Source organism: Archangium sp. (genome assembly GCF_036388035.1).
In the GTDB taxonomy this organism is placed as follows: domain Bacteria; phylum Myxococcota; class Myxococcia; order Myxococcales; family Myxococcaceae; genus Archangium.
This window is the reverse complement of the sequence record NZ_DASVSO010000544.1, coordinates 1-11,872: the sequence shown is the minus strand read 5'-3', so window position 1 is coordinate 11,872 and position 11,872 is coordinate 1. Positions and strand designations below refer to the sequence as shown.

Below are 11,872 nucleotides of genomic sequence, written 5' to 3'. Positions count from 1 at the left end.
TGCCCCGGCTGTTCGAGCGCTTCGCGCGGGGCCCTGGCTCGTCGGGGTTGGGGCTCGGGTTGTTCCTCGCGCGGCAGATCGCCCTGGCCCACGGCGGCACGCTGGAGGTCCACTCGGCACCGGGCAAGGGCGCCCGGTTCGTGCTCTCGGTGCCCGGCTATCGCGTGGGGCCCGTCCCGCGCTGAGGCAGGGACGGGCCCGGAGCCGGGCCCGGAGGCCGGGCCCGGGTGCTGGCTCAGCCGCGGGCGGCGCGCGCGAGCTGAATCTTGTTGGCGCGAGGGGCCTCGTCCTCGCCCTTCATCCAGCTCTTCAGCGCGGGGACGACCTTCTTGCTCCAGTTGCGGCTCGCGCGCACCTCGAGGAAGGCCTGCACCAGCGCGTCCACCATGCCGGAGAGCTGCTCGGTGAGGTAGAGCCGCTCCTGGAGCCGGTCATCCTCCTCCTCGGTCATCAGCTCCGGCAGCTTGGCCGAGCGGATGTCGAGGAACTCGGCGTCCAGGGTGACCTCGTACGCCTTCTCGCCGTGGGTGATGCGGAGGCGGGCCTGGTGGATGAGCAGGCCGCGATCCAGCGAGTGCTTCACGTTCTCCGAGTAGGGCGCGAGCGCGCCGCTGGCGGACAGCTCGGTGACGTCGCCGTTGATGCCGCGCAGGGTGCAGCGGCCGGTGTAGAGGACGACGAGGCCCGTGCCCTCGAAGTCCGCCAGCGCGTCGCCGGACTCCGAGCGCCACAGCAGCCACGTGAGGAACTCGCGGCCCAGGTAGGCCCGGCCGCGCAGCAGTTGCTCTCGGGCTTTGTCGCGTTCGACTTCGGCCTCGTCTCGCGTCTCCTCCTCGGTGGCGGCACCGTCCACACCCGTGTCGCCCCGCATGAAAGCCGCTTCGATCCTCGCCTGCTCACGCCTCCCCATGGGCCACCTCGCTGGGAATCTCACTGTTGGAAATCTCGACGCCGATCAGCTCCGGCGTGGGGACGAGGTCGTCGTCCTTGATGCCGGCGCGCGCCGCCAGGGACGCGGGCACCAGCGGCTGGAGCTTCACCTCGAAGGCCGTCTCCAGGGCCAGCAGCACCTCGTCCACCACCTTGCGCGACGAGGCCCAGAGCTGCACCTGGTTCGTCTTCAAGTTCCAGCTCACGTCGTGCACCTTGGTGTGGGGCACGGAGCGCTGGCGCAGCATGTGGCGGATGGAGGCGCGGTTCTCGGACTTCTCGCTCCGGGTGGGCGCGCGGCCGTTCTCCTTCTCGAAGGCGGTGGCCCACTTGGTCAGCTCGGCCTTGAGCACCGGCGCGGGCACCTTCACGGTGTCGATGCGGAAGCCGAACAGCGCGTACTCGCCATAGAGGACGCTGCCGGTGGAGAAGTCCGTGGAGTCATTGTGCTCCAGCTCCACGAAGCCCGCCGCCCGCTCGTCCTCGGTCTTCTTGAGGTCGATGGGCTCGAAGGCCCCGGACTTCAGGCCCTTGGCGAGCCAGCGTTTCACATCCGAAGGAGCGTTTCCGGTCGGCTCGGACCGGAAGCGCGAGAAGGTCACTGAACCACTGAGGACTGGCATGGGGCCCGGCAAGATGGGCAAGCCGGGCCGCGACGTCAAGGCACTCCAGGTGCGGCTTGCCGTGCTCGAGGTCGTGATGGCCAGCCTCTACGTCGCGGGCTGACGTCAGCCTGGGTCGGCTGTCAAAACCTCCGCGCTGCTGGTACATGGCGGGTCCAGGGCTCTCCACGAGCCACCCCGTCATGAACGACCTGCTTCCGAACTTCTCCTCCAGTCTGATGCTGTCGATGCCGGGCTTCCGGCTCTACGCCCTGTGCGCCATCGTCCTCGTCATCAAGATGTACGCCGTCGCCATCTACACGGCCATCACGCGCGGCCGTCTCAAGGTGGCGGTGAACGTCGAGGACGGGGCTCGTTTCGGCAGGCAGGTGACGGCCACCGAGCACCCCGAGGTGGAGCGGGTGCAGCGCGCCCACCGCAACGACCTGGAGAACATCCCCGCCTTCCTCATCATCGGCCTCATCGCCGTGCTGGCCGGCGCGCCGGTGCTCGGCCTGCAGATCTGCCTCATCGCCTTCACCGCCGCCCGCGTGGCGCACAGCGTCGCCTACCTGAAGGCCCTGCAGCCGTGGCGCTCGGTGAGCTTCGGGGTGGGCCAGCTCTCCGCCCTGTCGCTGATCGTGATGATCCTCATCCGGCTCTTCTCCTGAGCCTCTCGTCCCGCCCACGAACGGAGCTGCCCGTGTCCATGCCTCTCATCCTCGACAGCCTGCCCGTCCTCTACCGGGAGCTCTTCCCCGACTTCTTCCGCAAGGAGATTCCCGTCGAGACGAAGGCCACGTGCTCCTCGTGCGCGATGTGCCAGTCCTCGGCGCAGGGAGCCGTCGAGTCCGTGGATGGCGTGAGCCGCTTCTTCCGGCCGGACACCAAGTGCTGCACCTACTATCCCAAGCTGCCCAACTACCTGGTGGGCGCGCTGCTGGCCGATGAGCGCGCGGAGCTGGGCGAGGGGCAGCGGCGCGTGGGGGAGAAGATCTCCAGCCGCATGGGCGTGTCACCCCAGTGGGTCCGGCCGTCGGCCCGCTACAACCTGCTCTACCGCAACTCGCGCCAGTTCTTCGGTAAGGCGGCCTCCATGCGCTGCCCGTACTACGAGCTGGAGCAGGGCGGCTGCACCATCTGGCCCTACCGCGAGGCCGTGTGCTCCACCTTCTTCTGCAAGTACGTGGCGGGGGCCGACGGGCGGAAGTTCTGGATGACGCTCAAGACGTACCTGGCGCTCTCGGAGATCCAGCTCTCGCGCTACGCCGTGCTCCAGCTCCTGCCCGAGTACATCCTGGCCGGGAAGGACAAGCCGGACCTGTCGGAGACGCCGACCGTCGAGGACCTCGACGACAAGCCCCTGCCCGACAAGGAGTACGCCGCGCTGTGGCGTCAGTGGGCGGGCCGTGAGCACGAGTTCTACCGGGCCAGCTACGACATCATCCGCGCGCTGTCGCCGGAGGCGGTCGAGAAGATCCTCGGGCTGGATGGTGTCATCGAGCTGAAGGTGCTGGAGAAGCTCCACCGGGACGCGGTCACGCCCGCGCTGCCCCAGGTGCTCAAGCTCAACCCCGAGGCCACCGTGAAGTGGCTGCCGGATGGCAATGTCGCGCTGGGGGCCTACAGCGAGTACGACGCCGTGGCGCTGCCCGGGCTGGCCTACGCGCTCATCGTGGAGTTCACGGGCCGCGAGCCGGTCGAGGCGGTGCGCAAGCGCCTGCGCGAGGAGAAGCAGGCGGACCTGCACGAGGACATCCTGCTGGAGCTCTACCGGCACCGCATCCTGATGGAGGCCTGAAGCGGCAGCGGCTCAGGGGGGAGCCGTCTCGCTCCCTTCCTTCGTGACCGGGCCCCGTTGCCCCCGGATGCCGCAGTCCATGATCTCCTCAGGTTGGGCAACCCATCGCCCATCCACACGCCGGGAGACGCATGCGGCCCAGCGCCCTGTGCTCTTGTGGTGGCAATCGTCCTCGCGGCAGTCGAACACCCCGTCGTTGTCGACGTCCCACTCGCTGCGCACGGTCCAATCCACCCCATTCACATACCCGCGGACCGTCACGCCCATGTCCGGCCAGAACGTCGCGATGCCTCCCTGGGCGGGCACGAGCCCATGGATGGGATGTCTCACGAAATAGAGGTAGGGCGGGAAGACGGGGAGGAGCGCCTCCCTTTCGAGCGTTGCCCAGCCCAGGCCGGAGATGAGCAACACCGTCGTGCCCAGGATGACGAGTGACACCCTCGGGGCCGTCATCCCCGGGTCCTCGTGGGTGTGGCCGTGGCAGGTGGCGCGACCTGTCGCAGCAACTCGAGGGGTCCCAGCTGTTGGAGCCGCTGGAACTGCTCCTCCGTCTTGACGAGCAGCGAGCCGGCGAAGCCCAGGGCGTTGACGTTGATGCCCTCGACCTCGGCGTGGGCTCGGGGCACCCACAGCATCCAGTCCCGCGTGGCGAGCAGGTTGTAGGGGGCGAGCTCACGCTCCATCCCCACCGCGGCCCTCAGGGACTGGTAGGCCTCCAGCAGCCGTGCCCCGTCCTCACGGAACGCGCCTGTCCATGGCCCGAGCCCGGTCACCGCGTGGGCGAACGTCAGGGCCGCTACGGTGGTGACGTGGCCTCGCGCGGGGCGCGGTGACAGCAGTGTCTCCATGGGAGCGCGCAGGCCCTCGGGGCCGAGCGGGGGCGTGAGTTGCAGGTGCTTGTGCCGCTGGCTGGCGCCGGACGTCTCGCCTGAGTTGTAGAAGGCCAGCCCGTCCAGGCCCTCCATACAGAGCGCGAGCGCCTCGAAGTCGGCGGCCGTGAGCGGGGACTCCTGCTCCTCGAAAGCGCGCGTCACGATGAGGAGGTGGTGCTCGACGACGTTGAACTTGTTGAGCAGGCACACATGCGTGGGCGAGACGTCCCCCACCACGAGGTCCGGGTCCGGATTCTCGAAGGGATTGAAGGGCACTGCGCGGGGCTGCTCGCGCCTGCGCTCCTTGAGGTGCACCCGCCCGAGCACGCGCACCTGGAAGGGCAGCCCGTGCTGCTCGAGCACCCGGCATTCAGTGGCGATGGGCTGCAGGGCTCCGGTGGTCAGGCCGTGCTGGGTGGTGCGCAGCGTCTGGGACCACAGGTCCTCCGGGCGCAGCAGGAGCCGCTGGGGGGCGGTGGGGGTGTTCATCGCGGCGGAGATTACCGCCTTGGCCCGGGGGATGGAGGCTGTATCTCCGGGACTAGGAGCCCAGGAGGACGACGAGCGCCGTAGCCAGCATCGGGGAGAGCTGCTCCGGGATGCCGGGCGTCAGGAAGACCCACACGTGCTGCCGCTCTCCATCACAGACGCGGACGCCCTGGTAGGCCTCGTCCTTGAAGTCCAGGTCATAGGTACACGGGCCCACCGTGCCGGTGAGCTCCTTCGCGCTGACGTCGAGCGCCAGGGTGCCGCCGCCGAAGGTGCCCTCCAGCCGAAGGCTCGAGCCTTTCTTGGACGCGGAGGAGATCCACGCCGGCTCGGAGCCCACGAGCCCGTCCAGCTCGCCCTTGCCCTTCGCGATGCGCAGGTAGACGGACTGGCCGGCGGCCCGTCCCCGCACGGCGCCTTCGTCGCGGACGAGCTGCACGCCCGGACCCACGGCGGACTCCGAGGAGATGCGCACCGAGACGTCCTGCTTCGCGGTCTGCACCCGGAGGAACTGGCCCTCCCCGCGCTCCGCGGCCTCCTCCGGCTCCTGCTCCGGGGCTGGCGGGGCCTCGGGACCGCGCGCGCCCGCCGCCGTCCCGAGGCAGAGCAGAAGGACACCGAGCGAGCAACCCAGGCGTTGAGCGAACGGAGACCTCATTCCTGGACGATAGGCATGGGGTCGCACCCCTGGCATGGACACGCCTGCTTCCTCGCCGCTGCCCTGCCTGCTCGACGAGGCGGCTAGCCGCTGGTGCCCACCCGGAGCGCCAGGAAGCCCGAGTCGGGGTCGTTGCCCGTTGCCTCGACCCGGCCCCGGATGGACCACTCGTGCTGGGTGTAGTGCCCCGCGAAGGAGGGCTGGGCGTTGGAGGGCAGGCGCACCTGGCCCTCGAAGACCTTCGTCTCGTTGGGGGCGAGGGTGAAGGCGGGCGCGATGGGGAACTGCTGCTCGAAGCCGGTGTGCGAGGTGTGGATGGGCTGGTCCACACCTGTCGCCATGCCCCGGGGCAGGCGCACTGTCTCGACGGCGCGCAGGTCCACGAAGACGCCGCCCGACTTCACCTGCGCGCCGGTGGAGGTGGCGGTGACGCGCACGGTGAGGGTTTCGCCGGGGCTCGCCACGCTCGGCGAGTACTCCAGGGAGACGCGGGCCGCGCCGCCCGTCACCAGGTTGGCCACGTCCTTCAGCTTGTCGAACAGTCCCATGCGTGTGTCCTCTCGGTGCTGAGAAGGCCGGCAGCATGTCCCAGGCGGTCGCTCCCGCGCGACTCTCCACCCATGCGGACCGCTCCGGACCCCCCGCACTTCTGGACGTCTGGAAGTGAGGTGGGTGCGTGTGTGATGCTTCTGGACGTCTGGAAGTGGAGTCCACCCGCCCGCCTGACTTCGACCGTGCGCGAGGGGCCCGGGCGGCGAACTCGAGCCAGGGCTCGCGGAGAGGTGCGGCATGTCCGCCCATGGTGTTGGCCCGGGCCAGGCCCGTGCGCGGCAGCGGCCCGGGTTGAGTACGGTGGGGCTGGTGTTGCTGCTCCAGGTGGGCTGCGTCACGGGAGCACCGTTGGGGCGCGGCATGCTCGGAGGCATGGCCTACCGGCGGCTGACACCCGCTGGCCTTCAGGCAGCGGCGCCGCGGGAGGAACCCCCTGATTCCGGCAGCGGAGGCGGGACGGGAGCGCGTTCCGTCGCGGCGGAAGCCCCGGTGCATACGTGGGCGCTGGGGCCAGAAGGCGGAGCCCGTCACGAGGACGCTTGGGAGCGGACGCGGCGGGTGGAGGAGGCGAGGGCGACGGCGCTGGTGCTGGCGGCACAGCGGGAGGGGCGGGACGCGGAGGCGGCGCGTGAGGCCGAGGCGGACAGGGCGCTGGCGCGGGTGGTGGGCCTGTGCAGGGGAGTGGAGGAGGTGGGGGCGGTGCTGGCCTTCACCTTCTGGGTGGAGCAGGGCGCGCTGACGCTGGTGGGCTACGAGGAAAGGGACGGCGGGAGCCCGGGGCGTCCGGTGGAAGCGGAGGGGCTGGCGCGCGTATTGCGCCACGTCTTCACGGAGTACGTGGGCCGGCGGACGGGTGAGGTGGTGCTGCGGCTGCGGCGTGAGGAGGCACGCTGGGCGGTGGACTACGACGCCACGCACCACGAGGCCCGCCCCTCAGAGGCCAGGACGCTTCCGCTGCGCACCCGGGGCGCGTCGGCCGACACCTTCCTCGCGTTCCACGAAACGGCCAGGGAGCGATTGCGTGCCGTTGAGGTGCCCACCGGCGGCGCGACGCGGGTGGAGTTCGCGGTGCGGTTGGAGGATGGCCGGCTCGTCGGCTGGGAGTTGCTGGAGGTGCGGCGCACGCGAGAGGGGCCCGGAGGCAGCGCCCTGCCACTCTCGTCCGAGGTGGCGGGGCAACTCGTCCAGGCGCTACTGCCCTTCACCGAGGGGCTGGGCGCGCGCACAGTGCACGTGGTGCTGCGAGCCGAGCACCGGCTGGGAGAGGCGGAGGCTCGGGGCCGAGTGGAATCCGCCCGGGTGGGGCGTCCGTCGCAGCCGCTCGCGCCCGAGCTGAGTTGGTATCGGTCCATGCACGAAGCCATCCTCCTGCGCTGGCACGAGGGAGTGGTGGAGGGCTCGGCCTGGTTGGCGCAGCGGGGCGTGGAGGAAATGGCCCTTTGGGTGGTGGGAGGCATCATCGCGAAGGGCCTGGGCCTCTTCGCTACGGAGGGGCTGGAGTGGGTGACGCGAGCGCTGGGGCGCGAGCCCGAGGTGGTGGCCGGGTGGTTGAGCACTGCGCTCAAGCGCTTGTCCAAGGAGGAGCAGGCGGCTTTCGAGCAGCTCTGGCGGAAGCTGGCGCTGGAAGGTGAGCAGGCTCTGAGCCGGGGCGAGAGCAAGACGCTGCGAGGCCTCTTCGTTCGCCTCGAAGAGGCCATTCAGCAACCGCTAGGTGTTGGGTTGAAGAACTCCCTTCGAGCGGATGCTCGCACGTATTACGCGGAGCTTCATCCGCAGTTCGCGGCGATCCTGGAGAAGCGGGGTGGGGAGCTTCCCATTCATCATCGGCGTCCACTCCAATATGCGCACCTCTTCCCAGATGAAAACATCAACGCCGGAGGGAATCTGGCGATGGCGCAGAAGTACATCCACGAGGAAATCAACGTCCTCTGGGGGAGGTTTCGAAAGGCCCGGCCCAACCCAACCGCAGACGAAGTGCGGCGTGCAGCTCAAGTCATTGATAAGCACTTCGAGCCCTGGTACCACCGCGTTGAGGATCCACCAGGGTTGTTGAAGACCGCGGAACAAGCCGGGGAAGCCGCACTCCGTGAGTTACGGAGCCGATTCCCTGGCCTCGACTAGATGGGGAGGTACGATGGAGGAGCCCATGGCATTGCCCGGCTTGGCGCGGCTGTTGGAGGTATGCCAGCGGTTGAATCTGGGTCTGAGAACCTCGCCACCTGCTCGTGAGCCGTCAAGGGTTGGGATTTCATGGGAGGATGTTCCCTTCGACCCGGTACTGGCGAGTGTCTATGCCCGCCTGGGACACGCGGCAGTTGCTACGAAGGTGATGGGATGGGTGCTTTCTCAATCCAATGATGAAGAGCATGCTCTTGAAGCAACCAACAAACGTTGGAGGGAGAAATGGTGGAAGGCGCTGGGGCAACCCGTGATTGTCTTTGGGGGTGATATGGGAATGGCCTATACCTATGCCACCGTACCCGGTCTCGCGGATGGAGGGGGGAGGCAGCCCGTGGTGCGTGTGGATACCTACGAATTCGACCCCTACGTCATGCCCGTTGCCTCGAACGTGGATCGGTTCTTCGACAGCTACTCCCGGTACCTGGAAGCACTGGTCGCGGACCCGCGCTACCAGGAATCGGGCAAGACGGACCTCCTCTTTCCCTGGCACGCGACCGACATCCTCGCCCGGGACGAGCGGCTGGTGGAGTTGATGCGCGCGGGGCGCTTCGACTCCTTGATGAAGAACGTGGATGGCGAGACGCGCGCCTGGGCCGCCAAGGTGATGGGCACCCAGGGGTGAAGGGCTGGGTGCCGCGAGCCGCGAAGCGGGTCTCAGCCGCGCATCAACCGGTCCACGAGCGCCACGTACTGCTGCATGGCCGCCTCGCGCCCCAGGCCCTTGCGGCCAGCCCAGGCGTCGTACTTGGCGCGCCCCTTGATGTCGAGCATCCCCGGGCGCTTGCCCTGGACGTCTCCCTCGGTGGCCTGTTTGAACAGCGAGTACAACTCCAGCAGCGAGTCGTTGGAGGGGCGGGTGGTGAGCGTCTTCACGCGCTCCTGCGCGGAGCGGAAATCATCCTCGAGTGCCATTCGGTGTCTCCTTTATTCCAGCATCAGCTCTTCATCAGCTCTTCCAGCCAGCGCGCGAAGGGCTCCGAGGCCACCACCGGGGCCAGGCGTCCGCGCAGCGACTCGCGGCCCATGGACTGGAAGGCCTCGAGCAGGCCGAGCGTCCCGAGCACCTCGCGCACCGGGCGCTTCGCGTCCCGCGCCATCGCGCGCGTGAGCCAGCCCTCCAACTCCGCGGTGGCGTCCTTCGAGGCGAGCCACTGGGTGAGCGCCTTGCGTGCCACCGCCGTCCCTCCCGGCACGTCCGAGCGCGACAGCTCGCGCCCGAGCCTCGACAGGGGCAGGTCCAGCACGCCCTCCAGGAGGGCCACGCGCATCTCCGCCTGCTCCGAGGCCCGGCTCGGGTCGGTGAGCGCGTCGGCGAGCTGCTGGAAGACGCCCGTCAGCGCCGAGTCCGCGAAGTCCCGGGCGCGCTTCTCCACCTGGCGCTCGATCTCCTCGGAGAGCGCACCGGCGATGCCGCCCAGCGCCCCGCCCGCGCTCCGGGCCTGATCGGCCGCGAGCTTCGCCAGGCCGGAGAAGCCCTTGGCGATGCGGTTTTCCGTCACGGGTGCGCTCACCTTGCGGCTGAACTCGATGAGCACGTTGAACAGCAGCCCGCGCGCCAGGGAGCGTACGGGCGGCCGGTCCAGCACCGACAGCACCAGCGTCCGATCTGGCGAGTAGCGGCGGGAGGCCAGCTCCGCCAGTCCCTTGGCGAGCTCCGGTGGCAGGGCCTCGCGCAGGGTGCGCCGGTCCTGGGTGAGCTGACCCTGGAAGTGGTTGAGCGCGGAGGCGAATTCGCGGTCGGCGGTGTCGGAGGCGAGCCAGCCCTCCAGGGCGGCCCTCAGTGCGCGCGCCACGAGGGCGGGCGGGAAGAGGGTGTCGAGGGGCTGGGAGAGCTCGTGCTCCACCACGAGCGCGGCGAGGCGATCCAGCGGACCGTTGGGCGTGGCGTCCTGGAGTCGGGCGAGGAGGTCCTGGGCATTCATGGCCGCGAGTATGGCGCGGCTCGTGGCTCCCGACCGCCCCAAATGTCGTCCAGCCCGCGGCGGTGAGCCGTCAGACGGCGGGCTGCGGACAGTTCGCGGCGACGGTCGCCAGCAGCTCGTCCAGCTCGAAGGGCTTCTTGAGAAGGCCCTGCGCTCCCGGCAGGGTGTTGCGCCCGCTCGCGGTGCAGATGACGACCGGGATGGACTGGGCGCTCGGATCCTGGCGGATCACCTGGAGGAACTGTGCCCCATCCATCTCGGGCATCATCATGTCCAACAGGATGAGGCAGGGCCGGTCGATCTTCTCCAGCACGTCCAGCGCCATCTTGCCGTGGTTCGCCAGGGAGACGTCGTAACCCGCGTCGGCCAGGATGTCGTGCAGGGCGTCGCGGATGTCCGGGTCGTCGTCGACAACGAGGATGGAACTCGGGGCCAGGGGAGTGGTCATGGGTGCGACTTCTTCTGCTGGTGGCGCGCTTGCCTACCCTCGGACGGACAGGGAAATCCTGTGTTGTAGGTAGACATGGCTCTCCCCGTGGGCCAGCCCTCTCCGGACAGGGGCGGGGGAAATGTCCGGGCTCCTGTCCTGCACCTGCCAGCAGGTCCGCCCTGGAGGGGCGGCTCCCCCGTCCCTTGGTGAGATAGTCGAAGGTTCGCCCGCGACCTCGGGGCTACGCGCGCGCCACCTGGGGGGACGGTGGCTCCTCGCTCGAGCCCGGCTGGGAGGCCTCCGCGAGCGCTTCGATGCGCAGCAGCAGATCCTCGATGTGTCCGCGCTCCACGCGCACGGCGGAGGGGTTGCCCAGGTCGGAGAAGCGCAGGAGGGTGAGCTGGGCGACCAGCTCCTCGACGAGGCCGATGCTGTGCTCCAGCTCCGTCGCCGAGTGTTCATACAGCCGGATGAGCCGCTCCTTCACGCTCGCGGGCGCGCTGGCCAGCACCGACTCCATCTCCATCAGGCGCCGCTCCTGTGCCTTCAGGCGGGAGACGAACCCGTCCAGGAGCCGGTGCTCGCGCGCCTGCTCCGCCGCCCACGAGCCCTCCACCGCCGCCTGTCTCCAGCACTCCTCGAGCCGGCTCGTCACGTCCTCGAGCCGCCGTGCCCGTGCGCTCCGGGGCGTGCTCCCCGAGGGCACGGAGGCGTCCCCGGGAGAGAGGAGCACGGGCAGGAGGAAGGGCCAGAGGGTGAGGCACAGCAGGGCCTGCCCGAGTCGATCCCAGAAGGGGCCTCCCTGCCGACGGGTGAGGGCGACCCCCGCCGCCAGCAGCCCGAACGCCGCGTATGCCGCCAGGATGATGAGCGCCGTCATGGTCCGTCCTCCTCAGCCCAGCGCGTTGAAGGCCCAGAAGCCGAGGCCCGACGTGAACGCCACCATCATCCAGGAGACCCGCGCGAGGATGCCCACGCGGTAGGAGTCCTCGGCGGACAGCATGGCGGTGGGGTTGTCCAGCGCGGCGCGGGTGACGGACTCGGCCATGAGGCTCAGCAGCCGGTGGATGCGCGCGCCGGCCGCCGTCCCGGAGAGCAGGAAGGCCCCGGTGAGCAGCAGCGGACCCGCCCACTCGCCGTCCAGCCTCCACAGCAGGTAGAGCGGCGGAGCGAGCCCCGCGAGCAGGAGCGAGCCCGTGGCCGCCGAGGCCAGCAGCGCCGCCACGAGCCGGGCCAGCGGCACGCGCGCCGCCACCAGGATGCTCGCCGCGTAGATGGGGCCGAGGGAGGCCGCGAGCGCCATCAGCACGTTCGCGGAGGTGAGTGCCGCCGACAGGGCCTGGCCGTCCCCACCGCGCGCGGCGCTCGACGTGGCCGCGAAGGCGCTCGTGCAGACGGCGATGACTCCCACCGAGCCGAGCACGAGTCCTTGCAG

Annotated in this window: 16 protein-coding genes; 5 read left to right on the top strand and 11 right to left on the bottom strand. The window is 69.6% G+C overall.

Going from position 1 to position 11,872, the window contains the following annotated elements:
* Positions 1–185 (top strand): ATP-binding protein (locus VF697_RS21935; RefSeq protein ID WP_331098019.1); only part of this gene is annotated, 185 nt, incomplete at its 5' end.
* 50 nt (positions 186–235) lie between these two features.
* Here the strand turns inward: VF697_RS21935 and VF697_RS21930 are convergent.
* Entirely contained in the window at positions 236–910 is a 675-nt protein-coding gene (locus tag VF697_RS21930; protein WP_331098017.1) for a hypothetical protein, read from the bottom strand.
* Entirely contained in the window at positions 897–1,553 is a 657-nt protein-coding gene (gene rdgC / locus VF697_RS21925) for a recombination-associated protein RdgC (protein WP_331098015.1), read from the bottom strand. Before rdgC ends, VF697_RS21930 begins: the two co-directional genes overlap by 14 nt.
* 182 nt (positions 1,554–1,735) lie before the next feature.
* Here rdgC and VF697_RS21920 point away from each other — a divergent pair, with 182 nt between their 5' ends.
* Positions 1,736–2,203 (top strand): MAPEG family protein, encoded by a 468-nt coding sequence (locus tag VF697_RS21920; protein WP_331098013.1) that lies wholly within the window; start codon positions 1,736–1,738, stop codon positions 2,201–2,203.
* Positions 2,204–2,241: 38 nt separating this feature from the next.
* The gene (locus VF697_RS21915; protein ID WP_331098021.1) at positions 2,242–3,333 is read left to right on the top strand and encodes a hypothetical protein; all 1,092 of its coding nucleotides are present in this window, start codon (positions 2,242–2,244) and stop codon (positions 3,331–3,333) included.
* 12 nt (positions 3,334–3,345) lie between these two features.
* On the opposite strand, the gene VF697_RS21910 is transcribed toward VF697_RS21915, so the two are convergent.
* From VF697_RS21910 to VF697_RS21895, 4 genes are all read right to left on the bottom strand, one after another.
* Positions 3,346–3,786, bottom strand: coding sequence for a hypothetical protein (locus VF697_RS21910; protein ID WP_331098011.1), 441 nt, complete (start codon positions 3,784–3,786; stop codon positions 3,346–3,348).
* Entirely contained in the window at positions 3,783–4,694 is a 912-nt protein-coding gene (locus VF697_RS21905; protein ID WP_331098008.1) for an ATP adenylyltransferase, read from the bottom strand. The genes VF697_RS21910 and VF697_RS21905 overlap by 4 nt, the downstream gene beginning before the upstream one ends.
* Positions 4,695–4,746: 52 nt before the next feature.
* Positions 4,747–5,352: a hypothetical protein gene (locus VF697_RS21900; protein WP_331098006.1), complete on the bottom strand. Its 606-nt coding sequence runs from the start codon at positions 5,350–5,352 to the stop codon at positions 4,747–4,749.
* 83 nt (positions 5,353–5,435) lie between these two features.
* Positions 5,436–5,900 (bottom strand): hypothetical protein, encoded by a 465-nt coding sequence (locus tag VF697_RS21895; protein WP_331098004.1) that lies wholly within the window; start codon positions 5,898–5,900, stop codon positions 5,436–5,438.
* Positions 5,901–6,141: 241 nt separating this feature from the next.
* Between VF697_RS21895 and VF697_RS21890 the strand changes: the two genes are divergently transcribed.
* Together VF697_RS21890 and VF697_RS21885 are read left to right on the top strand one after the other, a co-directional pair.
* Positions 6,142–8,025 (top strand): hypothetical protein, encoded by a 1,884-nt coding sequence (locus tag VF697_RS21890; RefSeq protein ID WP_331098002.1) that lies wholly within the window; start codon positions 6,142–6,144, stop codon positions 8,023–8,025.
* A gap of 391 nt (positions 8,026–8,416) precedes the next feature.
* Positions 8,417–8,707, top strand: coding sequence for a hypothetical protein (locus VF697_RS21885; RefSeq protein WP_331098000.1), 291 nt, complete (start codon positions 8,417–8,419; stop codon positions 8,705–8,707).
* Between the two features lie 32 nt (positions 8,708–8,739).
* Here VF697_RS21885 and VF697_RS21880 read toward each other — a convergent pair whose 3' ends face one another.
* From VF697_RS21880 to VF697_RS21860, 5 genes are all read right to left on the bottom strand, one after another.
* Positions 8,740–8,997 carry an acyl-CoA-binding protein gene (locus VF697_RS21880; RefSeq protein WP_331097998.1) on the bottom strand — a complete coding sequence of 86 codons (258 nt, stop codon included), beginning with the start codon at positions 8,995–8,997 and terminating at the stop codon, positions 8,740–8,742.
* A 23-nt stretch (positions 8,998–9,020) separates the two neighbouring features.
* Complete coding sequence (locus tag VF697_RS21875; RefSeq protein WP_331097996.1) at positions 9,021–10,007, bottom strand: hypothetical protein; 987 nt, start codon at positions 10,005–10,007, stop codon at positions 9,021–9,023.
* A 70-nt stretch (positions 10,008–10,077) separates the two neighbouring features.
* Positions 10,078–10,455: a response regulator gene (locus tag VF697_RS21870; protein ID WP_331097994.1), complete on the bottom strand. Its 378-nt coding sequence runs from the start codon at positions 10,453–10,455 to the stop codon at positions 10,078–10,080.
* 223 nt (positions 10,456–10,678) lie between these two features.
* Positions 10,679–11,317 (bottom strand): hypothetical protein, encoded by a 639-nt coding sequence (locus VF697_RS21865; protein ID WP_331097992.1) that lies wholly within the window; start codon positions 11,315–11,317, stop codon positions 10,679–10,681.
* 12 nt (positions 11,318–11,329) lie between these two features.
* A partial coding sequence (locus tag VF697_RS21860; RefSeq protein ID WP_331097990.1) for a hypothetical protein occupies positions 11,330–11,872 on the bottom strand: 543 nt, incomplete at its 5' end.